The sequence below is a fragment of the Streptomyces sp. NBC_01520 genome (assembly GCF_045040375.1).
Taxonomy (GTDB): domain Bacteria; phylum Actinomycetota; class Actinomycetes; order Streptomycetales; family Streptomycetaceae; genus Streptomyces.
The window spans coordinates 833,672-856,908 of sequence record NZ_CP109404.1 but is presented as its reverse complement, the minus strand read 5'-3'; the positions used below and the strand labels follow the sequence as shown (position 1 = coordinate 856,908).

Genomic DNA, 23,237 nt, shown 5'->3' with positions numbered 1-23,237 from the left:
TGTGCCATATCCGGGCACCCGTCGGACCCGGCGTCCCGGAATCGGCAGGCACCCCGCGCGGACCGCTCCGACCCGGCCGGACAAATCCCCGGATGCCATGAGCGGGAGCGGGTACGCGCCGTCCGGGCCCGCTCCGCCGGGACCTCCGCAGCCCGGCGACCGTACAGCGCCCGCGCTCCCGCCCCGGGATGCGGAGGGCGGCGAACGAACCGAGGATGCCTAGGGGACCGGCCGCGGGGCCCGGACCGTACGCACCGGCAAGCGACATCCCGAGGGAGACACCACCATGGCGCCCGAGCGATCCTCCTCCGGCAGCACCTCACCGCGCGACCCCGCCCTCGCCCTGCCGGTGGCGGACCGGGCCGGATGGAGCGCACTGGACGTGCGGGCGGTCGACACCGTACGCGTACTGGCCGCCGACGCCGTGCAGAAGACCGGCAACGGACATCCCGGTACGGCGATGAGTCTGGCCCCGCTCGCCTATCTGCTGTTCCAGCAGGTCATGCGGCACGATCCGGGCGACGACCGGTGGCTCGGCAGGGACCGCTTCGTACTCTCCTGCGGCCACACCAGCCTCACGCTCTACATCCAGCTCTACCTCGCGGGCTACGGCCTGGAGAAGGAGGACCTGGAGGCGCTGCGGACCTGGGGCTCGGCGACCCCCGGGCATCCGGAGTACCAGCACACCCGCGGTGTCGAGATCACCACCGGACCGCTGGGACAGGGCCTGGGCGCCGCGGTCGGGATGGCCATGGCCGCCCGCCGGGAGCGGGGACTCCTCGACCCCGACGCCGCCCCGGGCACCAGCCCCTTCGACCACCACGTCTACGTGATGGCGTCCGACGGCGACATGATGGAAGGCGTCGCGTCCGAGGCCTCGTCGCTCGCCGGCCACCAGCAGCTGGGCAACCTCGTCGTGTTCTACGACTCCAACCACATCTCCATCGAGGACGACACCGACATCTCCTTCAGCGAGGACGTCCCGGCCCGCTACGCCGCGTACGGCTGGCACACGCAGACCGTGGACTGGACCCGCACGGGCGACTACGTCGAGGACGTCGATGCCCTGCTCGCCGCGATCGAGGCCGCGAAGGCGGACCGGGAACGGCCGTCCCTGATCATGCTGCGCACGATCATCGGATGGCCCGCCCCGACGAAGCGGAACACCGGCAAGGCGCACGGAGCGGCCCTGGGGGACGACGAGGTCGCCGGCACCAAGCGGCTTCTCGGCTTCGACCCCGAGTCGTTCTTCCCCGTCGAGGACGAGGTCCTCGCCCACACCCGGGAGGTCGGCGCGCGGGGCAAGGAGGCCAGGAAACGCTGGCAGCGGACCTACGAGACCTGGCGGACCGCGAACCCCGGGCGCGCGGCGCTGCTGGACCGGCTGCGGGAGGGGGAACTGCCCGACCGGTGGACCGACGCCCTGCCGGTGTTCCCGGCCGACCCGAAGGGCATGGCCACCCGCAAGGCGTCCGGCGAGGTGCTCACCGCCCTCGCACCCGTGCTGCCCGAACTGTGGGGCGGCTCGGCGGACCTCGCGGGCAGCAACAACACCACCATGGACGGCGAGCCCTCCTTCGTCCCGTCCGACCGGCAGACCCCGGAGTTCGCCGGCGGCCCCTACGGGCGCACCCTGCACTTCGGCATCCGCGAACACGCCATGGGCGCCGTACTCAACGGCATCGGCCTGCAGAGCCTCACCCGCCCCTACGGCGGCACGTTCCTCACGTTCAGCGACTACATGCGGCCCGCCGTCCGCCTCGCCGCGCTGATGAAACTGCCCGTCACCTACGTCTGGACCCACGACTCGATCGGGCTCGGCGAGGACGGCCCCACCCACCAGCCCGTCGAACACCTCGCCGCCCTGCGCGCGATCCCCGGCCTCGACGTCGTACGCCCCGGCGACGCCAACGAGACCACGGTCTGCTGGCGGACGGTCCTGGAACACGCCGACCGCCCCGCCGGACTCGTGCTGACCCGGCAGAACCTTCCGGTGCTGGACCGCACCGACGGCGTCCACGCCCCGGCCGAGGGAGCGGCCCGCGGCGCCTACGTCCTCGTGGACGCCGCCACGAGCACCCCGGACGTCATCCTGGTGGCGACGGGGTCCGAGGTCCAGATCGCCCTCGACGCCCGCAAGCTGCTGGCCGACGAGGGACTGGCCGTACGCGTGGTCTCGATGCCCTGCCGCGAATGGTTCGCCGAGCAGCCGTTGTCCTACCAGGACGAAGTGCTGCCACCGGACGTGCGTGCCCGCGTCGGTGTCGAGGCCGCCGTCGGCCAGGGCTGGCGCGAGGTGGTCGGCGACGCGGGCCGGATCGTCGGTCTGGAGCACTACGGGGCGTCCGCCGACTACCGGACGCTCTACGAGGAGTTCGGCATCACCGCCGAAGCCGTCGTCGCCGCCGCGCGCGGCAGCATCCGCGACGCGGTGGAGCCTCCGAGGCCCGGCGGGCAGAGGCCGTAGGCGTCCGTCAGCTCATCTGACGCCGCACCAGTTCATGGAGCTGCCCGCCGGTGTCCGCGAGGAGCTCGGCGGGCGGCCCCTCCTGGACGACCCGGCCCTCCGCCATCACGATCACACGGCGGCGTCCATGACCGTGGACAGCCGGTGCGCGATCACGACCCGGGTGCCCCGTAGGGCCCCGGTGCTCTCGATCACCGTGCGCTGCGTCTCGTTGTCGAGCGCGCTGGTCGCCCCGTCGAAGAACAGGACGCGGGGACGCCGGACGAGACGAGAGCCTGGGCGACCATCAGCCGCTGGCGCTGCCCACCGGAGACCGCCCCGCCACCGGAGATCATCGTGTGCAGGCCCATCGGCATCCGCTTGACGTCCTCGGCCAGACCGCCATCGCCGCGGCCTCCCACGCCTCCTCCTGACTGAAGACCTCCGCGCCGCAGACGCAGTCGAGGATCGCCCCGGACAGCGGCTGGGAGTTCTGCAGCACGACCCCGCACTGGCGGCGCACCGCCGCCCGGTCGAGCGAGGCCAGGTCCTGGCCGTCGTACAGCACGCTGCCCGTGACCGGTTCGTCGAAGCCGATGAGCAGCCTCAGCAGCGTCGACTTGCCGCACCCGCCGGGTCCCACGATCGCGACGATCTCGCCCGGCCGCACGGTCAGCGACACCCCGTCGAGGACCACGGCTCCGAGGGCCCCGCGAATGCTGCGGACGGCCATCGGTCAACGGTGGGCGGACGGTGCGTACGGGCGAGGTCACCGGATTCATCCGATGAACCGGCTGCACCACCCTTCACTCGGGCGACGCGCGGCGCTACCATCGGGGTGCTTTATGGGAGCGCTCCCATCTCTGTGTCAGCCCCGTACCGCCGCCCCGCGGCGGTCCAGCTCGGAGAGGACGCTTCCGTGCCCTTGAGCGCCAGACCCTTCGCCGCCCTACTGGCGGCACTCGCCCTGACCCTCGGACTGTCGATCACCGGCAGTCCGGCCGCAGCACGCACCGACGAGACGCCCCCCGCGGCCGAAGCATCCGATGTGTCGATCGCCGCGGACACCTATACCTGGAAGAACGCGCGGATCGACGGCGGCGGTTTCGTACCGGGCATCGTCTTCAACCGGTCCGAGAAGAACCTTGCCTACGCACGCACCGACATCGGCGGTGCCTACCGCTGGGACCAGACAGACAAGCGGTGGGCCCCGCTGCTGGACTGGATCGACTGGGACAAGTGGGGCTGGTCCGGCGTGGTGAGCCTCGCCTCCGACACGGCCGAGCCCGACAACGTGTACGCCGCCGTGGGTACGTACACCAACAGCTGGGACCCGACGAACGGGGCGGTCCTGCGCTCCTCGGACCGGGGCGCATCCTGGAAGGCCGCCACGCTCCCCTTCAAGCTCGGCGGCAACATGCCGGGGCGCGGGATGGGGGAGCGGCTCGCCGTCGACCCGAACAAGAACTCCGTCCTCTACCTGGGCGCGCCCAGCGGCAAGGGACTGTGGAGGTCCACCGACTCGGGGGTCACCTGGTCGGAGGTGACAGCCTTCCCGAACCCCGGCAACTACGCGCAGGACCCGTCCGACACCAGCGGATACGCCAGCGACAACCAGGGCATCGTGTGGGTGACGTTCGACGAGCGCTCCGGCGGCGCGGGCAGCGCCACCCAGGACATCTACGTCGGGGTCGCCGACAAGGAGAACACCGTCTACCGCTCCACGGACGGCGGCGGCACCTGGTCCCGGATCGCCGGCCAGCCGACCGGATACCTCGCGCACAAGGGCGTACTCGACTCCTCGACCGGCCACCTCTATCTGACGCTGAGCGACACGGGCGGCCCGTACGACGGCGGCAAGGGGCGCATCTGGCGGTACGCCACCGGGACCGGTGAGTGGACGGACGTCAGCCCGGTCGCGGAGGCGGACACCTACTACGGGTTCAGCGGGCTCTCCGTGGACCGGCAGAAATCCGGCACCCTCATGGCCACCGCGTACAGCTCCTGGTGGCCCGACACCCAGATCTTCCGCTCCACGGACAGCGGCGCGACCTGGACGAAGGCCTGGGACTACACCAGTTACCCCAACCGTTCGAACCGGTACACGCAGGACGTCTCCTCCGTCCCCTGGCTCTCCTGGGGCGCCAACCCGTCCCCGCCCGAGACCACGCCCAAGCTGGGCTGGATGACGGAGGCGCTGGAGATCGACCCCTTCGACTCGAACCGGATGATGTACGGGACGGGCGCCACGGTCTACGGCACCGAGAACCTCACGTCCTGGGACTCCGGCGGCCAGTTCAAGATCACCCCGATGGTGAAGGGGCTGGAGGAGACGGCGGTCAACGACCTGGCGAGCCCGCCGTCCGGTGCCCCGCTGCTGAGCGCGCTCGGTGACATCGGAGGCTTCCGGCACACGGACCTCGATGCGGTGCCCGCGATGATGTTCACCTCGCCGAACCTCGACTCGACCACCAGCCTGGACTTCGCGGAGTCGTCCCCCGGCACGGTCGTGCGGGTCGGCAACGCCGACGCCGCCCCGCACATCGGATTCTCGACCGACAACGGGGCCAACTGGTTCCAGGCCTCCGAGCCCTCCGGCGTCACCGGCGGCGGCACGGTTGCCGCAGCGGCGGACGCCAGTGGATTCGTCTGGAGCCCGGACGGCGCGGCCGTCCACCGCACCACGGGCTACGGCAACTCCTGGACCGCGTCCACCGGCATCCCGGCCGGGGCAACGGTCGAGTCCGACCGGAAGAACCCGAAGAAGTTCTACGGCTTCAAGGCCGGCACCTTCTACGTGTCGACCGACGGAGGCGCCACCTTCACCGCCAAGGCGAACAACCTGCCCGCCGAGGGCAACGTCCGCTTCAAGGCGCTGCCCGGGACCGAGGGCGACATCTGGCTCGCGGGCGGCACCGCGGCCGGGACGTACGGACTGTGGCGCTCCACCGACTCCGGTACGAGCTTCACCAGGTTCTCCGGCGTGGAGCAGGCGGACAGCGTGGGCTTCGGCAAGGCCGCCGCGGGCGCCTCGTACCAGACCGTCTTCGTCAGCGCGAAGATCGGCGGGGTGCGCGGCATCTTCCGGTCCACGGACGGCGGTGCGAACTGGACCCGGATCAACGACGACGCGCACCAGTGGGGCTGGACGGGTGCCGCGATCACGGGTGACCCGCGGGTCTACGGGCGGGTGTACGTCTCCACGAACGGCCGCGGGATCCAGGTGGGCGAGTCCTCGGACACCGGCGGGGGAGGCACGGACCCGGACCCCGGCACGGACCCTGAGGAGCCGCCGGCCGATGCCGACTGCTCGGTGACGTACAAGGTGACCAACCAGTGGTCCGGCGGCTTCCAGGCCGATGTGACGGTCACCAACACCGGGGCCACGGCCTACGACGGCTGGCAGCTCGGCTGGTCGTTCCCCGACGGGCAGAAGGTCACCCAGATGTGGAACGCCACCTCGCAGCAGGACGGGGCGAAGGTGACGGCCACGAACGCGGGCTGGAACGCCAAGGTGGCGGCCGGCTCCTCGGCGGGCTTCGGCTTCTCGGGCAGCTGGACGGGCGCCAACACCGAGCCGACGGCGTTCACGCTGGGCGGTGAGGTCTGCACCGTCGGCTGACGCACGCGGACCGGCGTGGGAGGCGGACCCTTCCGCGCCGGGGCCGCGGGCTCGCCCGAAATGGACACGACGCACCCTGTGTGCTGCATTGGAGTGGACGTACTTCGCCTGGGAGGCACCCGTCGTCGACGTCGACGTGCTGGTCGTAGGAGCGGGTCCGGTCGGTCTGACTGCCGCGTCCGAGCTGAGTCGCCGGGGCCTCGCCTGCCGGGTGGGCGACCGGCTCCCGGCCCGTCCGCCCTACGCCAGGGCGGTGGGCGTCCAGCCGCGGACCCTGGAGATCTGGGACCGGATGGGCATGGTGCGCGAGGCACTGGAGACGGCCGTCCCGATACGGGGACAACTCCTCTACGCCAACGGCGTGGAACAGGCGAGGATCGAGCTCACCCTGCCCCCGGACGTGCCCTACGGCTTCGCCGCACTCCCGCAGTACGAGACGGAACGGCTCCTCGAAGAACTCCTGGAACGCTGGAAGTGGTCCGGCGGACGGTCCGTCACGCACGGAGCGGCATCGGGTCCGATGCCGACGACCCGGACACGATGATGCGCCGGGAGGCCCAGCTCCTGGTCGGCTACCGAGGCAGCCCCGTCGTCGGGCCGGACGGCTTCTCGCACGACGGTCCCGCTCCGGGCGACCGCGCCCCCGACTGCGGCGGCCTCACCTACGCCCTGGCTGCCTTCCCCGTACGGCTGTTCACCGTGCCGCGTGGACGGGACCACACGCTGCTGCTGTACGCGGACCACGAGGAACAGGCGGACCGGTTCGACGAGGTGGCGGCCGCTGCCGGGCGCGCGGCGCCCGGCCTGCTGAACGCCTGCGCGGTACTCGCCCCGAAGGTGCGGGCTCCCGGACTGCGGCTGCCCGCCGTGCACGACGGCCTCGACGAGTTCCGGTCGGCGTACGGCGCACGGGGCGGCGAGGCGATCCTCGTACGGCCGGACGGATACCTCGGGCTACGGTCCACCCCGGCGACCGGCCCTGAACTGTGTGCGCATCTGCACCTGCTCTTCGGGCGTGACGCGGGGCCCGGCAGTGACCGACTGCCGGGCCCCGCGCCGTACGGTGAGTGAAGCTCAGCTCACCTCACCTCACCCCGCCTCAGGGGAAGGAGACCACCTGGGACGGGATGGTCGACGTACCGGAGGTGGGGGCTCCGGTGTTGTTGATGACGTGTTCGTACTGGCCATGGCCGCCGAGTGACACGACGAGCAGGTCGTGGAACTTCACGCCGGGTTTCACCGGGGCCTGGAATCCGTGCTGCTGGCGGATCGTCGGGTCGACGTTGAAGTAGCAGTAGCTGCCCATGCCCCAGCCCTCGTGGGTGGTGACGGAGTCGTCGACCTTGTAGGCGGCGTAGCCTTTGATGTCGCCGTTCTGGACGGCGGCCTGGTTGGGCGCGTCGTAGGCCTTCTCGTTCTGGAAGAAGATCGTTTTCCCGTTCTCGCCGTACCACTGGACGTCGTACTTGTTGAAGTGCTCGACGAACAGGCCGGTGGCCAGGACGTCGTCACCGTTGACCCGGAGGCCGTAGTCGGACCGGTTGGTTTCCCAGCCGACTCCTTCGCCGTGGTCGGCACGCCAGAGCCAGGTGTGGTCGATGATCGTGTCGTCGCTGTTGACGACGATGCCGGTGGTCGCCTTGCCGGGGCCGGCGCCGCCGATGCGGACGAACACGTCCTGGAGGGAGGTCGGGTTGGCCGAGTGGTCGGCAAGGGCGCCGTCGGGGCCGACCTCGATGAGGGTCCCGGAGTTGACCGGGCCCGCGTCGATGAGGAGTCCGGCGAGCTTGACGCCGTCGACGTCGCCGATCTTGATCGCGGTCACGCCGTTGTCCGGGATGATTGTGGCCAGGCCCAGGCCGAGTGCGATCGTGTCGGCGCGGTTGATCTCGATGGTCTCGTTCACGTGGTAGATGCCCGGGGTGAAGAGCAGGTGCAGGCCCTGGCGTACTGCTGCGTTGATGGTCTGTGCCGTGGCGCCGGGTTTGACCACGTAGAACTGGTCGAGTGGGACGGACTCGCCCTGGGGGGTGCCGTTCCAGGAGACGCCGCGGGTGTTGGTGCGTTTGGCGGGGACGAAGACCTTGTAGTCGTTGCCGTCGAGGTGGAGGAAGGGCTTCTCGCGGGAGACGGGGGTGGTTTGCAGGGTGGTGTAGGGGGGTTCGGGGAAGCTTTGTGCGGGGGCGCCTTCGACGCCGGAGAAGGTCATGTTCCAGACGCCGTTGCCCCAGCTGCCGATGGTGCTGTCGCGGGTGTACCACTGTTGTTGGGAGTAGGGGGCGACCTGGCCGTCGATCTTGCTGTCGGCGATGTAGCCGCCGCTGGCCCAGCCGTAGCCGTCGGGGGCGAGGTTGAGGCCGCCCTTGACGTGCATGCGGCGGAAGGGGGCGGCCTGGGAGACGGCCCAGCGGTTGGTGCCGCTGACGGGGTTGAGGGCGAGGTTCTCGGCGGAGCGCCAGAAGTTCTGGGTGGCGTTGCCGTTGAACCAGCCGGCGTCGACGGTCACGTCGCCGTTGAAGGTGGTGTCGTCGGGTTTGAGGCCGAGTCCGGCGATGGAGGTGTAGAAGCCGATCTGGGCGTTGATGTTGTTGTAGGTGCCCGGTTTGAACATGAGGGCGTAGCGGTCGGTCCCGAACTGGGCCGACTCCTGCTTCTTGAAGATCTCGTCGACCTTGCCCTGGATGTCGGGCGTCGACGGGTCGAAGACCAGCACGTTGGGACCGAGATCACCACCGCCGGGGATCTGCGGGTCGCCCCCGCCGCCCGTCGTGCCGAACACCTGGAACTCCCAGAGGGAATAGCCGTACCCGGTGGCCCGGGCGGTGCCCGTCAGCCGGACGTAGCGTGCGGTGCCGGAGACGTCGAGCGTCTCCGTGCCGCCGGGGCCCGTGGTGGTCGAGTAGGCGGTGCTCCAGGTGTTGTTGTCCGAGGAGAACTCGATCCGGTAGGCGGTGCCGTAGGCCGCCTCCCACCGCAGGACGATCTGGCTCACCGAGGCGGCGGCGCCGAGGTCGACCTTGATCCACTGAGGATCGGCGAAGGCGCTCGCCCATCGCGTGCCGTTGTCGCCGTCGACCGCGGAGCCGGCGGGGGTCCCGCCGTTCTCCTGGCTGGAGGCGGTGACCGTCTTGCCCTGGGACAACAGCGACGGTGCCGCGCTCGCGGACGTCGTGGGGACGAACGCGAGGAGCGAGAGGACGAGTCCGGCGACGACGGCCAGCACACCGCCGCGTCTTCCGCGCGGTGAGGGGACGGGTCTGTGGAACAGAGGGGGTGCGTACATGGGGGTCTCCTGAGCCGTGGGGCGGGTACACGACGCGCACAGCCGGAGAGAGCGCTCTCCGGCTGCGGCAGATACTTCACCCTTGTTACGAACACGTCAAGAGATGTGCAACAACAGATGTCTCAGGGCCTGTTGACGACAAGAACTGATGGCATCTCCGCTGTGATTGCCCCTTTGGCTCGACCTCCGCGGTGACGGAACGTGAGATCTGACGCGCGGTTTCTTCAAAAAGTAACGGATCGGCCCGGGCGGTTCCGGTACTGCTCCTGGTCACGGCCCGCCGTGGGCTCACCCCAGGTCGGACATGTCGAGTACGAAGCGGTAGCGGACATCGTTGTTCCGCAGGCGGTCGAGGGCCTCGTTCACCCGCGCCGAGGGGAGCAGTTCGATGTCCGCGGTGATGCCGTGCTCGGCGCAGAAAGCCAGCATGGCGGCGGTCGCGGGCCTGCCGCCGCTCCCTGCCGAGCTGAGCTTCTTGCGCCCCACGAGCAGGTCCATGGTCTCCACGGTGACGGGCCCGAGATACCCGAGCTGGCTGAGTGTGCCGTCCATGGCGACCAGGCGCAGGTACGGGCCGAGGTCGTGCGGGGCGGAAACGGTGTCGATGACGACGTCGAAGCTGTCGCGGGCCTCCTTCATCTGCTCCGGGTCCGTGGAGGCGATGAGGGCGTGGGCGCCGAGACGGCGGGCGTCGTCGGCCTTGTCCGGGGAGCGGCTGAGGACGGAGGTGTCGGCGCCGAGCGCCACCGCGATCTTGACCGCGAGATGGCCCAGGCCGCCCAGCCCCGCCACGGCGACGCGGCTGCCGGGTCCGACGCCGAGGGAGCGCAGGGGTTCCCAGACGGTGATCCCGGCGCAGAGCAGAGGTGCCGCGGCGGCCGGATCCAGGCCGGCGGGAAGGATGTGGGCGAACCGGTCGCGGACGACGTATTCGCGGGAGAAGCCACCCAGGGTGGTCGATCCGTCATGCCGGTCGACGCCCCCGTAGGTGAGGGTCGGGAAGGCGTGGCAGAAGTTCTCCTGGCCGGCCTCGCACATCGGGCACTCGCCGCACGAATCGACGATGTTGCCGACCGCGACGGGGTCGCCGGGGGAGAAGCGGGTGACCGCCGTCCCCGTCTCGGTGACCACGCCCGTGAACTCGTGCCCCGGCACCAGCGGGTGGCCCGCCTCGCCGTCGTGGGCGTGGACGGCGTGCAGATCGGTGTGGCAGACGCCGCAGTAGTCGACCCGGACCGCGAGATCGTCGGGGCGCAGGTCGCGCCGCGTCAGCGACGTACGCCGCAAGGGTGTCGTCGCCCCGTCCGCCTGCCAGCCGGTTGTTGTCCGCACCGTGCAACTCCTTAAACAGACTGTTCTGTCTATTTCAAGGTAAGGGCATCCGGGCCGCCAGGCAAACCAACTGTTCTGTTTGGTAGCGTGAAGGCATGGCAGACCAGCCCCTTACCCCGCGCGGAGCGGCGACGTACCGGCGCATCCTCGACGTGGCGACCCAGGAATTCGCCGAGCACGGGATCGCCGGAGCGCGCATCGAGCGGATCGTGGCTGCCGCGCGCAGCAACAAGGCGCAGCTCTACGCCTACTTCGGCAACAAGGACGGGCTCTTCGACGCCATCTTCTTCGGCTCCCTCGAACGGATCATGAACGTCGCCCCGATCGACGCCACCGACCTCGCGGACTGGGCCGTACGCCTCTACGACGAGTACCTCCGCCGCCCCGACCTCATCCGGCTGGCCACCTGGGCCCGCCTGGAGCGTCGGCCGGGCGGGCACCTGGTTGACGACCCCGACCGCCTCGACGACCTCAAGCTGCGCGCCATCGCCGAAGCCCAGTCGGCCGGTCTGGTGCGCCGGGGGGACCCGTTCGACGTGATGGCCATGGTCATCGCCATGTCCATGGCCTGGTCGCCGGTCAGCAACGTCTACGCGGCGACCGCCGACGAGCCCTCCGAAGTGCACGAACAGCGCCGCGCCCTGCTCCGCGAGAGCGTCCGCCGCGCGGTGGCGGCGGACTGACGGAGCGCGGGACGGCGCCGTTGCGCGCCGCGGAATCCGGCCGGGAGTGTTGCGCGCGGAGGCTCCGGGCCCGGGCGTGTTGCGCGGAGTGGGCGCGCCGGGCCGGGCGTGTCGCGTGCCACGGACCCCAAGTGGTGCGACCGGTCACCTCAGTTGGCCGCGTGGACGAACCTCGCAGGTCGCGGACGGTCCTCATGACGCATGCTCACCACGACACGCCGGTGCGGGGTGTCGGCGGCCGAGTGAAGCGCCCGGGTCCGGAAGCGGCACGCCCCGCGGGACCACCCATGATCACCGTCGCGCAAACATCCTCTCGGCGTGGCGTGCCCTCCAATGGGTGATATCCGGCCCGCAGTCACACGATGAGCCCATGGCATCGCTCGAATGCGGCGCTCTCCAGTGGTGGGAAGCGGAATTCCGGCTGACGGTGGAGCACGTCGCACCTGTGATCCGATGAGCCGACAACCAGCCGGCCGTCGCAGGGGTGGCGAAAGGACTGTGTATCCATGCGCTCTGCCCGCACCCTGTTCGCATCGGCCGCCGTCACGGCGGTCCTCGCGGTCTCCGTCCCCGCCGCATACGCCGTGACCTCGGCAGACGGCTGGGACAAGGACAGCGGATCCTCCTCCAGCAGCAACAACGACGACCGTGAGAAGCCGGACTCCTGGAAGCACGAGAAGCCTGAGGGCGGTGTGCACACCGGTGGTGGTGCGCTGGCCGGCATCACGGCGGACGACTGGCAGAAGGACAAGGGGTCGGAGTCCGCGACGGGTAACAACGCGGACCGTGAGAAGCCCGAGTCGTGGAAGCACGAGAAGCCTGAGGGTGGTGTGCACACCGGTGGTGGTGCGCTGGCCGGCATCACGGCGGACGACTGGCAGAAGGACAAGGGGTCGGAGTCCGCGACGGGTAACAACGCGGACCGTGAGAAGCCCGAGTCGTGGAAGCACGAGAAGCCTGAGGGTGGTGTGCACACCGGTGGTGGTGCGCTGGCCGGCATCACGGCGGACGACTGGCAGAAGGACAAGGGGTCGGAGTCCGCGACGGGTAACAACGCGGACCGTGAGAAGCCCGAGTCGTGGAAGCACGAGAAGCCTGAGGGTGGTGTGCACACCGGTGGTGGTGCGCTGGCCGGCATCACGGCCGACGACTGGCAGAAGGACAAGGAGTCCGAGTCCGGCAGCACGACGGACAGCGGGAAGCCGGGTTCCTGGGAGCACAAGAAGCCTGAGGGCGGCGTGCACACCGGTGGTGGCGCGATGGCCCTGTCCGGCAGCGGCCTGGCCGCAGGCTCGGTGCTGATGCTCGGTGGCCTCGGTGCCGCCGCGTACAAGATGCGCCGCCGCAACGCCTCGGGTGCCGCGGCAGTCTGACGGGCGCCCGCACCGCTGAACGAATCCTGTCGTGGCCGCCGCCCTTCCCGGGCGGTGGCCGCGCCGATTTTCCCGGTCCTCGTACCTCAGCTCTTCCCTCACGCGAAAGGAAGCACGCGCATGGCCGCCCAGCAGCCGTCCGACTCAGACTCCGCCTCCCCTGCCCCCGGCCGTTCCCTGCTGTGGCCCGCCGTTGCGGTGGGGCTCGGCTTCCTCCTCGTCTACAACTCGATCGACGCCTCGGCGGGGGTCCCGCCGCCCGTCGCCGCCCTGGCCTCCGCCCCCGCGCCCGCCGTCACCGCCCCGGCCCTGCCCTCGTCGTCGCCCACCCCCAAGCCGTCGGCTTCCGCGCCTGCCGTCGACCACGGACTGCCCCGGTCCGAACCCGAGCGGATCAGGATCAAGAAGATCGCGGTCGACGCCCCCTTCACACCGCTGGCCATCGGCCCGTCGGGGCGGCTGGACGCGCCGCCCGCGAACGACATGAACCTGGCCGGCTGGTTCAAGGACGGGGCCACTCCCGGCGAGCGCGGTACCTCCGTCGTCGCCGGTCACGTCGACACCAAGACGGGCCCGGCCGTGTTCCTGCTGCTGAGCACGCTCAAGGCGGGCAACAAGGTGAGCATCACCCGGGAGGACGGCATCGACACCGTCTTCAAGGTGGATTCGGTCGAGACCTTCAGCAAGGCGGACTTCCCGAACGACCGGGTGTACGCCGACAACGGTACGGCCCAGCTGCGGCTGATCACCTGCGGCGGCGAGTTCGACAAGAAGGAGAAGGACTACAAGGACAACGTGGTGGTGTTCGCCCACATGGTGGGCGCCAGGAACTCGTGACGGGCGCCAGAGGGCTTGACCTTGACGCGCAGGTGAGGGTTTAGCGTCTGCGTGCCGCCGGCCGGCCGGCGGCACGGTACGCAGACGAGGAGCCCCGCATGACCGTTCGCCCGTCCCTGCCCCGTACCTCCCGGGAAGTGCGGCTCGCTTCCGTACCCGAAGGACTGCCGCGCCCGGAGCACTTCCATGTCGTGGAGACGCCGCTGCCGCGGCCGGGGCCCGGCGAGGTGCTGGTGCGCAACACGCACTTCCAGGTCGTCCCCGCCTTGCGTACGGTCATCGGCGGGGGAGTGGAGGGTGCGCCCTTCCCCGGTGTGAGCCCCGGTGACACCCTGTTCGGTGCGGCCGTCGGTGAGGTCGTGGCCGCTCCGGGCCCCGGCGGACCACCGGTCGGCGCACAGGTGTCGCACTACCTCGGCTGGCGTGAGTACGCCGTGGTCCCCGCCGCCGGATGCACCTCGCTCGACGGGGAACTGCCCGACCCGGTCGCCTACCTGTCCCAGGGCGCCCTGGCATACGCCGCCCTGACCCGGGTCGCGGAACTCCGGGCCGGGGAAACGGTGTTCGTCTCGGGCGGGGCAGGGTCGGTCGGGTCCATGGCGGGACAGATCGCCCGGCTGCTCGGTGCCGGACGGGTGATCGGAAGTACCGGCTCACCGGCCAAGGCCGACCGGATGACGGAAGACCTGGGATACGACGCGGTCGTCCTGAGGGGCCCGGACGGCTCGGTCTCCGCCCGGCTGGCCGAGGCGGCCCCCAAGGGGATCGACGTCTTCGTCGACATGGTCGGGGGCGAGCAACTGCGCGCTGCCGTCGGAGCTGCCCGGCCCGGCGCGCGCTTCGTCCTCGTCGGAGCGCTGTCCGGTCAGCTGGCCGCACAGGGCAGCGGCACCACGGCACCGGTCGAGATCGACTCCTTCCAGCTCGTCGTCAAGCGGATCACGATGAGCGGCATCAGCGGCCTGGACCACCCGGAGGTCCTCGGCGAGTGGAACCGGACGTTCGGGCGATGGCTGCGGTCGGGGGAGATCACCTTCCCGCATGTACGGATCGCGGGCATGGACCACGCCGCCCGGGCGTTGCACGAGATGATCGGCGGTCACCATCTCGGAACCGTCGTCGTCACGTTGTGAGAAGGCTGCGGGAAGCCAGGGGGTGGCAGATGCGGATCGGTGACGCCGCCGCAGCGGCGGGGACCACGAGCAGAGCGCTGCGGTTCTACGAGGAGCGGGGGCTGCTGCCACCACCGACGCGCAGCACGACGGGCCAGCGCCAGTACGGGACGCGGGACGTCGCGAGGGTCAGGGTCATCCGTGAACTGCTGGCCCTGGGGCTCACCGTCGAGGATGTGCGCCACTGTTCGGACCGCCTGGACCTGCTGGTGGACGAAGGACCCCGGCGGTGCTCGGGATTCGGCGAAGGAGGCGTGGCGAGCGAGGGCGTCGCGGCGCGGCGGCTGGCCGTGCTCGACGCCGAGATCCATCGGCTGACCCGGCTGCGTGAGCAGCTCGCGGCCAGAATCACCGGGCGCACGGCGGTCTCCTGAGCCTGTCCGCACGCCGGTCTCCTGACGCCGGTCTCCCGGGGCCGGCGCAGGCCGTCGGCGCGTACGGTTCAGCCGGTGCGCAGGCCCTGGCCTTCCGCCGTGGCGACCTGGTGGAGGGTCCGGCCGGTGCGGGCCGAGCGGGCGTGGTACGGATCCGGGGTGCCCGGCCTGTCGTGGACGGCCTGCCGGTCGTTGGCCTTGATCAGCAGCCACGCCTCGGGCGCCTGCGAGTCACCCTCGTCGCCCACCTGGAAGCGGGTGAGCGTGAATTCGCCGTGCAGCTTCGCCCCGTCGAGCCAGAAGGTCGCGTGCCCGCGCTCCAGGGACTCGCCGAAGGGGACGGGCGCGCCCCCGGGGTCGTGGCTGAGGGGCCGGTAGGTCCCCTGGTCCCAGACGATGACGGTGCCGCTGCCCTGTTCGTCCTGCGGGATGACGCCTTCGAACTCGCGGTACTCCAGCGGATGGTCCTCGGTCGGCACGGCCAGCCGCTTGTCGCGCGGATTGTCCGAGGGGCCGCGAGGCACGGCCCAGGACCTGAGTACGCCGTCGACCTCCAGCCGGAAGTCGAAGTGCATCCGCCGGGCGTCATGGATCTGCACCACGAAACGCCGTCCGCCGTCGCTGTTCACGGCTGAAGTCCTTCCGCCGGGATGCGGCCGGACCCTGTCCGCCCATCGGCTGGACCGGTGGGACCCGCACGGTCCGTACCCCGTACCTCCACTGTGCCGCCGCCGGCCGTGCCGCGCACGACGGCGGCCACGCGATCTCCAACGCGTGGCCGCCGTCGTGCGCGGGCCGGGCCGTGTGCCGGTCAGTCCGTATGCCGGTCGAGCACCGCGTCGGCCTCGGCGCTCGACCTGTGCCACCACGTGGTGACCGGTTCCCACACCCTGATCCCGTCGGGCGCCCCCAGGGTGGCGGCGTCGAAGGTCCGGCCGCGGTGCGCGGGGTCCCCGGCGACCGTCAGCGCGTCCACCAGCCGCAGCTCGGTGGATACCGGGTCGAGGGCGCGGACCGCCGCGTACGCGGAGCCGCCGGCGGGCAGGCGGTACGGCGCGCTGTCGGCGTCGGGCACCGGGAGTGTGGGCCCGTCGAGGTCGCCGCACACGACGGTGGGGATGCGGTCCACGACGCAGGCCCCGGCGCCGCGGTTGGTGACGCTGATCCGCAGCGTGTCGGGCCTGTCCGCGGCGGTGGCGGCGACAGCCAGGCGGCTCTCCCGGCAGGCGGGGACAGCGGGGGCGGTGACTCCGGTGGAGGAGGCCGTCGCGACACCGGCCGGGACCGGCAGGGCGAGAGCGAGGATCGCAGGAACGGCCGGTACATGGCGAATAAGCATGAGTTGTCCGTCCCCATTCCGAGGACTTCTATCCGTCGGGTCCGGAACGCGTCCTTGACGAGTCTTAGGTCGCTGCCTTAAATCAAGTGCTGAAATATATACCGGAGGCGACCACTCCCACTGTTCGCCCCAGGTGCATACCTGTCATGGGCATGCCCCCACGCATGCCGGCACGCCCTCGATGTACCCCCACCCCGAAGTGATGTGATGACTGTGCAATCCCCCCGCCACGCCGTGAGGCGTCCGGCGAAGCGGCGTCGCGCGACGCTGTACGCGCTCTCCCTGCTGTGCTGTTCGACGGCCATGACCGCCCTGCCCGCCGGAGCCTCCGCCGCACCCGGCCCGCACACGGGAGCATCCTCCACGGCGTCCTCCGCACCGGCCGCCGTGGCCTTCGCCGACGAGTTCGACGGCCCCGCGGGCTCCGCCGTCGACGGCGGCACGTGGCAGATCGAGACAGGCGACAACGTCAACAACCACGAGCGGCAGTACTACACGCCGGGCAACGACAACGCCGCCCTGGACGGCCAGGGCAACCTCGTCATCACCGCACGCAAGGAGAACCCGGGCAACTACCAGTGCTGGTACGGAACCTGCGAGTACACCTCGTCCCGCCTCAACACCTCGGGCAGGTTCACCCAGACGTACGGTCATGTCGAGGCCAGGATGAAGGTCCCGCGCGGACAAGGCATGTGGCCCGCGTTCTGGATGCTCGGTGCCGACATCGGCAGCGTCGGCTGGCCCGACAGCGGTGAGATCGACGTCATGGAGAACGTCGGCTTCGAACCCGGCACCGTCCACGGCACCCTGCACGGCCCCGGCTACTCGGGCTCGGGCGGCATCGGCGCCGGTTACACCCTGCCGGGCGGGGCGGCCTTCGCCGACGACTTCCACACCTTCGCCGTCGACTGGGCCCCCGACTCCGTCACCTGGTCCGTCGACGGAACGGTCTACCAGCGGCGCACCCCCGCCGATCTCAACGGCAACGCCTGGGTGTTCGACAAGCCGTTCTTCCTCATCCTCAACCTCGCCGTCGGCGGCTACTGGCCCGGCGACCCGGACGGCAGCACCTCCTTCCCGCAGCAACTGGTCGTCGACTACGTCCGCGTGACCACCGACGGCTGACCCGCCCGGTGCCCGTCCGCCGCACGACCTGCGGACGGGCACCCTCGCCGTCCTCCGTGCCGGTCCCGTGTACCGACGTAGCATGATCCGTATGGAGCAGCGCACACTCGGCAGGACCGGCCGTGACGTATCGGTCGTGGGACAGGGCACTTGGCAGCTGGGCGGGGACTGGGGTGAGGTGCGGGAGGTCGACGCCTTCGGTGTCCTGGACGCCGCCGTCGAATCGGGAGTCACCATTTTCGACACCGCGGACGTCTACGGGGACGGCCGCAGCGAACAGCTCATCGGCCGCTATCTCAAGGACCGGCCGGACGCGGACATCCTCGTCGCCACCAAGATGGGCAGGCGCGCCGAGCAGGTCCCCGAGAACTACGTCCTCGACAACTTCCGCGCGTGGAACGACCGCTCGCGCGCCAACCTCGGTGTCGACACGCTCGACCTCGTCCAGCTGCACTGCCCGCCGACGAGCGTCTACTCCTCGGACGCGGTCTACGACGCCCTGGACACGCTCGTCGCCGAACAGCGGATCGCCGCCTACGCGGTGAGCGTCGAGACGTGCGCGGAGGCGCTCACGGCCATCGCCAGGCCCGGTGTCGCCAGTGTCCAGATCATCCTCAACCCGTTCCGGCTGAAGCCGCTGGACGAGGTCCTCCCGGCGGCCGAGGCGGCAGGGGTGGGCATCATCGCGCGGGTTCCGCTCGCCTCCGGGCTGCTGTCCGGGAAGTACACCGCGGACACCGTCTTCGCCCCCGAGGACCACCGTACGTACAACCGCCACGGCGAGGCGTTCGACCAGGGGGAGACCTTCTCCGGTGTCGACTACGCGACCGGCGTGGCCGCCGCCGCGGAGTTCGCCGGCCTCGTCCCCGAGGGCACCACCCCGGCACAGGCCGCGCTGCGCTGGATCATCCAGCAGCCCGGTGTCACGAGCGTCATCCCCGGCGCGCGGTCCGTGGAACAGGCCCGGGCCAACGCGGCGGCCGCCGCGCTCCCGGCGCTGCCGCGGAAGACGCTGGACGCGGTCCGTGACCTGTACGACCGCCGCATCCGCGCGGAGGTCCACGCACGCTGGTGACCCGCGGGACTCAGTCGTCCTCGTCGTCGCTGTCCTGCGGGGGAGCGTCCCCCGCAGGGTCGGCGGGACCCTCGGACCCGGGCGATTCGACCACGGCTGTCGGGGTGGTGTCCGGGTCCGGGGTGTCGGCCGCACCGGAGTCCGGCGCGAACAGGACCGTCCCCAGATACACCGCCGCCACGAACGCGACCGCACCGGCGACGGCGCTCGCCACCCGGGGCCGACGGCGGATCGCCTCACTCGTGCTCATCCGGCGGGTGGTCGTCGACCGCGCGGCCCGGGGCGCCGGAGCGGCCCGTCTGCGCCCGGTGGCCTGGGGCAGCCGGTACGTCGAAACGCCCCCGGCGGTCGGTGCGCCGGCGGCGGACGGCGGGCGCGCGGCCGGAGCGGCGGGCGACGGGGCGGCGGGAACGTGCCGCGGCAGCGGCTCCGCACGCCCACGCCAGGCGTCGGTGCGGAACCAGTCGGAGACCTGCTGCGCGCTCGGCCGGTCCTCCGGCTTCTTCGCGAGCAGGCCCATCAGATACGAATCGAAGGCGGGGGAGACATCGACTCCCCGCTGCCTCACCGGCACCGGGGGAGTGTCCACGTGCTGGTAGAGCGTGGCGGTCGCCGTGTCCGAGCGGAACGGCGGTTGACCGACCAGGAGCTGGTAGACGACGCAGCCGAGGGAATACATGTCCGACGCGGAGTCGGCCGTGCGGCCCAACGCCCGCTCCGGAGCCAGATACAGGCTCGTGCCGACGATGTGTCCCGCCGTGGTCAGCGCCGTCGAAGGATCGTCGACGAACTGGGCGATGCCGAAGTCCCCGATCTTCACGGACCCTTCGGCATCCAGCATCAGGTTGCCGGGCTTGATGTCACGGTGCACGATGCCCTGCCGGTGTGCCGCGGCCAGACCGGCGGCCGCCTGGCCGGCGATCAGGGCCACCTGCTCGGGACGGACCTTCTCCTGAGCCTCCAGCAGATCCCCGAGGCTCTGGCCCTCGACCAGCTCCATCACCAGGAAGAAGCGGTCCTCCCACGAGCCGAAGTCGAACACGGCCACCAGATGAGGGTGACTCAGACGCGCCGCGGTCTGCGCCTCCAGGCGGAACCGCGCGGTCGACGAGGCGTCGGCCTGGTCCCCCAGCAGCAGCTTCACCGCCACTGCCCGGCCCAGCACTTCGTCCGTGGCGCGCCACACCTCGCCCATGCCGCCACGGCCGATGGGGGATATCAACCGGTACCGTCCAGCTACCAGCACCTGTGCACACCAATCTCGAACTGTGGCCCGCTCCGACTGCCGCGGCGTGACCTCATCGGCTCGGTACGGTGAGTAGGCGCGCGGCATGATCAGGATATCCGTCCGCCGGACCTCCGCGAGCCCGGCCGGCCGCCGTCCCGCTGAATCAGGCCAATCCGACTGCCCGATCGGCCCGCGCTCACCCCTCGGTGAGCCACTCCAGCACGGCAGCGGCCTCGAACTCGGCCTGTCCGCCGGGGAAGAGCAGCTCCGCCTGCCCGAACACCGCCTCGTCCGCGCTCGCTTCGGAACCCGAAGCGTCCGAGGTGTCCGAAGCATCCGCGGCATACGGAATCGCGACACAGCGCATTCCGGCCGCGTGCGCCGCCCGGACGCCGGGGGCGGCGTCCTCCAGCACCACACAGGCCGCCGGTTCGGCGCCGATCCGCCGGGCGGCCTCCAGGAACACGTCGGGCTCCGGCTTCCCGTGCGGCACCTCCTCGGCCGACACGTACAGCGGGAGGTACGCGTCCAGTCCGGTGACCGCGAGCGTGGCCTCGATCGCCGCCCGGGAGGAGCCCGAGGCCACCGCCATCGGGACACCCTCCTCGTGCAGCCGCTCCACGAGGAGGCGCATCTCGGGGAAGACCTCCGTGGAGGTACCGGCGAGCTCCAGGTACAGGGCGTTCTTTCCGGCCAGCAGTTCGTCGACCGGTGCCTCGATCCCGTACTCCTCCCGCAGGACGGTGAGGGTCTCGCGGGTGCCGATCCCGATGAAGCGGGCGTGGTCGTCCCAGCCGAAGTCCGGTACGCCGTACCGGGCGAGCAGCCGGCGTACCGCCTCGTAGTGGTTCGGCTCGCTGTCGACGAGGGTGCCGTCGAGATCGAGGAGGACGCACGGGGCCGGGACGCGCAGGGGACTCATGCGGCCCAGGATGCCAGCCGGGTGTCAGCCGGTACCGCCCGCCGTCCGCCCCACCGCTTCGACCAGCGGCAGTACCCGGTGCGCCACCCGCTCGCGCAGGGCGACCTCGGTCCGCGTCCTGACCACGCCGGGGAGCTGGATCAGCTGCTGGATCACGTCCTCCAGATGCCCGTTGTCGCGGGCCACGACACGGGTCAGGAGGTCTCCGCCCCCGGTCGTCGAAAACGCCTCGATGATCTCCGGGACGGCCGCGAGGGCGTCCCCCACCTCGTCCAGATGCCCCTGGGTGACCTCCAGGTGCACGAAGGCGAGCACCGGGTGACCGAGGGCGGCGGGGGACAGGGCCGGACCCGTGCCGGTGATCACGCCGTCCCGTTCGAGGCGGTCCAGACGGGCCTGGAGGGTGCCGCGTGCCACGCCCAGGACGCGCGCGTACTCGCGGACGCTGGTGCGCGGCTGCTCGATGAGCAGGCGCAGGATGCGGGTGTCGAGGGCGTCCACGGCCATGTCCGGCTGTCCCTTCCGGCTCGGTGATCGGTCGGCCGACTGTACCCATGACACGGCCCGGGACCGGCCACGGGCACCGTCGGCCCGATGTGGCACAGCTGCCGTCCGCCCACTCGCACGGCCCTCTCTGCCGGGGGTCCGTTGGCTTAGTCCTGGTGCAGTGAAACGGCACTTCGATGGACCAATGGTCCAGTCGATTCGCATCGATTTGAGCCATGAGGCTCCGGGATGCTCTGATGGACCTGTCGATGGCGCTGCGGATCCCCGCGGCGCCTTTTTCATGCCGGTACGCAGGGGCCGGGGTGCGGAATGGGGGACCATGTGGTGCTGAAGAGGATGTTCGTCGCGCCGGATCCGGGGAGGATCCGGCTGCGCGCCGCTCTCCGGGCCGTTCTCGGCATCGGGCTGGCGGTCACCGTCTGCGGTCTCTCCGGGCACTCGCTCGTCGCGGCCGTCACCGGTGGCCTCGCGGCGCTTCTGGCCCTGTTCACGGTGACCGACACCACCGTGCGCGGGCAGCTGGTCACCACCGCGCTGCTGCCCGTGGTGGGGCTGCCGGTGCTCGCCCTCGCGGCGGTTCTGCACGCTCATCCGGTGGCGCGCGACGTGGCGTTCCTCGCGGTCATGGGCGCGGGCGTCTACGCCCGGCGCTGGGGGCCGCGCGGCCACGCGCTCGGCGTGTTCGCCTTCATGGCCTTCTTCACCACCCAGTTCCTCCACACGCTCCCCGGGCAGCTGCCCGAGCTGTACTCGGCCGTCGGGCTCTCCCTGCTGGCCTCCTCGGCCGTCCGCTTCGGCCTGTGGTACTACGAGCGGCGGATGCCCGCCGCCACCGTGCTCGCCACCGTGGCCGGCCGCGGGCTCGCCCGCGCGACCACGCGCCAGGCGGTCCAGGCGACCGCGGGCGGAGCCCTTGCCCTCCTGGCGGGCCAGCTCCTCTCCGAGGAGCGCTGGTACTGGGCGGTGGGGGCCACCTGGTGGGTGTTCGTCAACACCACGTCGCGGGGCGAGACGCTGGTGCGCGGATTCCGCCGGGTGCTGGGCACGCTGATCGGCGTACCCGTCGGCCTGGTCGCCGTCGTGCCGCTGCACGGGGCCGCCGTGCCCACCGCCGTCCTGGTGGCGGCCGGGGTCTTCGGGATCTTCTACGCCGCCGCGGTCTCGTACACGTGGATGATGTTCTCGGTGACGGTCATGGCCGGCGCGCTCTACGGGCTGCTCGGTGTGCTGGATCCCGCGCTGCTCGCGCTGCGCGTCGTGGAGACCGGTGTCGGGGCGCTCGGCGCGACGGTGGCGGTGCTCCTCGTGCTGCCGGTCACCACGCACGCCACCACCGACGCCTGGATCCAGCGCGCCCTGCGCTGCGTGCACGCCTGCACGGCGGAGGCCGCCGCGCGGCTCGCGGGCTCGCCGACCGCCGACCCGGCCCCCCGCGTCGCCGAGCTGGAGGCGCTCCTCGGGCGGGTACAGCTGTCGCTCGGCCCGCTCGTCCATCCGCTGAGCCCGCTGCGCGCCCGTAAGGCACGGGCCGGGCAGGTGCTCGCGCTGCTCGACGTGTGTGCGCGCGAGGTGCGGGGTCTGGCATCAGTCGCGGCGGATCCCGAGGCGTCCCACGACGCCCGGCTGGCCGCCGCCTGCTGGCGCGTCGAAGCCTCGGTGGAGGCGCTCACGGCGCCCGTGCGCGAGCGCCGCGAACCGGCCGCCGTCGCAGGGGTCCTGCCGCCCGCCGGTGTCGTCGAACCCGCGCTCGCCCATCTGCACAGCCTGGAGAGGGCACTCGCCGATCTCGCCGCGCCGCTGCACAGTTCCCCGCGTGCCCCGCTGATCGGCGCCTGACCCCGCCCGCCACACATCGCCGTATTGGTCTGGACCAGAAAGGGCTGCCTGCTACCGTCGGCCGGGAAGATCGCGACAGACGT

The 23,237-nt window shown here is 71.2% G+C and carries 17 protein-coding genes and 2 pseudogenes; 11 read left to right on the top strand and 8 right to left on the bottom strand.

Annotated elements, in window-relative coordinates:
- The first annotated feature begins 286 nt into the window (after positions 1–286).
- On the top strand, positions 287–2,467 hold the full coding sequence (gene tkt, locus OG524_RS03900; protein ID WP_405809068.1) for a transketolase: 2,181 nt from the start codon (positions 287–289) through the stop codon (positions 2,465–2,467).
- A gap of 7 nt (positions 2,468–2,474) precedes the next feature.
- Here tkt and OG524_RS03895 read toward each other — a convergent pair.
- Positions 2,475–3,149, bottom strand: a pseudogene (locus OG524_RS03895) (ATP-binding cassette domain-containing protein); the annotation flags it as partial.
- A 216-nt stretch (positions 3,150–3,365) separates the two neighbouring features.
- On the opposite strand from OG524_RS03895, the gene OG524_RS03890 reads away from it, so the two are divergent.
- Together OG524_RS03890 and OG524_RS03885 are read left to right on the top strand one after the other, a co-directional pair.
- Entirely contained in the window at positions 3,366–6,068 is a 2,703-nt protein-coding gene (locus OG524_RS03890) for a cellulose binding domain-containing protein (RefSeq protein WP_405809067.1), read from the top strand.
- An 88-nt stretch (positions 6,069–6,156) separates the two neighbouring features.
- Positions 6,157–7,139: pseudogene (locus OG524_RS03885) on the top strand (FAD-dependent monooxygenase).
- Between the two features lie 28 nt (positions 7,140–7,167).
- Here OG524_RS03885 and OG524_RS03880 read toward each other — a convergent pair.
- Complete coding sequence (locus tag OG524_RS03880) at positions 7,168–9,351, bottom strand: discoidin domain-containing protein (protein WP_405809065.1); 2,184 nt, start codon at positions 9,349–9,351, stop codon at positions 7,168–7,170.
- Positions 9,352–9,639: 288 nt separating this feature from the next.
- On the bottom strand, positions 9,640–10,683 hold the full coding sequence (locus OG524_RS03875; protein ID WP_405809063.1) for an NAD(P)-dependent alcohol dehydrogenase: 1,044 nt from the start codon (positions 10,681–10,683) through the stop codon (positions 9,640–9,642).
- 95 nt (positions 10,684–10,778) lie between these two features.
- On the opposite strand from OG524_RS03875, the gene OG524_RS03870 reads away from it, so the two are divergent.
- From OG524_RS03870 to OG524_RS03850, 5 genes are all read left to right on the top strand, one after another.
- The gene (locus tag OG524_RS03870; protein WP_405392352.1) at positions 10,779–11,366 is read left to right on the top strand and encodes a TetR family transcriptional regulator; all 588 of its coding nucleotides are present in this window, start codon (positions 10,779–10,781) and stop codon (positions 11,364–11,366) included.
- A gap of 506 nt (positions 11,367–11,872) precedes the next feature.
- On the top strand, positions 11,873–12,739 hold the full coding sequence (locus OG524_RS03865) for a hypothetical protein (RefSeq protein ID WP_405809061.1): 867 nt from the start codon (positions 11,873–11,875) through the stop codon (positions 12,737–12,739).
- A gap of 120 nt (positions 12,740–12,859) precedes the next feature.
- Entirely contained in the window at positions 12,860–13,576 is a 717-nt protein-coding gene (locus OG524_RS03860; RefSeq protein WP_405809059.1) for a class F sortase, read from the top strand.
- Between the two features lie 98 nt (positions 13,577–13,674).
- A complete protein-coding gene (locus OG524_RS03855; RefSeq protein WP_405392355.1) occupies positions 13,675–14,709 on the top strand; it encodes an MDR family NADP-dependent oxidoreductase in 1,035 nt (344 codons plus the stop codon).
- Positions 14,710–14,738: 29 nt separating this feature from the next.
- Positions 14,739–15,122, top strand: a complete 384-nt coding sequence (locus OG524_RS03850; RefSeq protein ID WP_405392356.1) for a MerR family transcriptional regulator — start codon at positions 14,739–14,741, stop codon at positions 15,120–15,122.
- A 68-nt stretch (positions 15,123–15,190) separates the two neighbouring features.
- On the opposite strand, the gene OG524_RS03845 is transcribed toward OG524_RS03850, so the two are convergent.
- A complete protein-coding gene (locus OG524_RS03845) occupies positions 15,191–15,937 on the bottom strand; it encodes a DNA polymerase ligase N-terminal domain-containing protein (RefSeq protein ID WP_405812424.1) in 747 nt (248 codons plus the stop codon).
- A complete protein-coding gene (locus tag OG524_RS03840; protein WP_405809057.1) occupies positions 15,934–16,461 on the bottom strand; it encodes a DUF4232 domain-containing protein in 528 nt (175 codons plus the stop codon). The genes OG524_RS03845 and OG524_RS03840 overlap by 4 nt, the downstream gene beginning before the upstream one ends.
- A gap of 207 nt (positions 16,462–16,668) precedes the next feature.
- Between OG524_RS03840 and OG524_RS03835 the strand changes: the two genes are divergently transcribed.
- Both OG524_RS03835 and OG524_RS03830 read left to right on the top strand, forming a co-directional pair.
- Positions 16,669–17,586 (top strand): family 16 glycosylhydrolase, encoded by a 918-nt coding sequence (locus OG524_RS03835; protein WP_405809055.1) that lies wholly within the window; start codon positions 16,669–16,671, stop codon positions 17,584–17,586.
- A gap of 82 nt (positions 17,587–17,668) precedes the next feature.
- On the top strand, positions 17,669–18,661 hold the full coding sequence (locus OG524_RS03830; protein WP_405392359.1) for an aldo/keto reductase: 993 nt from the start codon (positions 17,669–17,671) through the stop codon (positions 18,659–18,661).
- Between the two features lie 10 nt (positions 18,662–18,671).
- Here OG524_RS03830 and OG524_RS03825 read toward each other — a convergent pair whose 3' ends face one another.
- From OG524_RS03825 to OG524_RS03815, 3 genes are all read right to left on the bottom strand, one after another.
- Positions 18,672–19,856, bottom strand: a complete 1,185-nt coding sequence (locus OG524_RS03825; RefSeq protein ID WP_405812423.1) for a serine/threonine-protein kinase — start codon at positions 19,854–19,856, stop codon at positions 18,672–18,674.
- 229 nt (positions 19,857–20,085) lie between these two features.
- Positions 20,086–20,811, bottom strand: coding sequence for an HAD family hydrolase (locus OG524_RS03820; protein ID WP_405392360.1), 726 nt, complete (start codon positions 20,809–20,811; stop codon positions 20,086–20,088).
- A 24-nt stretch (positions 20,812–20,835) separates the two neighbouring features.
- Entirely contained in the window at positions 20,836–21,318 is a 483-nt protein-coding gene (locus OG524_RS03815; RefSeq protein WP_405392361.1) for an Lrp/AsnC family transcriptional regulator, read from the bottom strand.
- 324 nt (positions 21,319–21,642) lie between these two features.
- Here OG524_RS03815 and OG524_RS03810 point away from each other — a divergent pair, with 324 nt between their 5' ends.
- Complete coding sequence (locus OG524_RS03810; protein WP_405812422.1) at positions 21,643–23,154, top strand: FUSC family protein; 1,512 nt, start codon at positions 21,643–21,645, stop codon at positions 23,152–23,154.
- Positions 23,155–23,237: the final 83 nt, after the last annotated feature.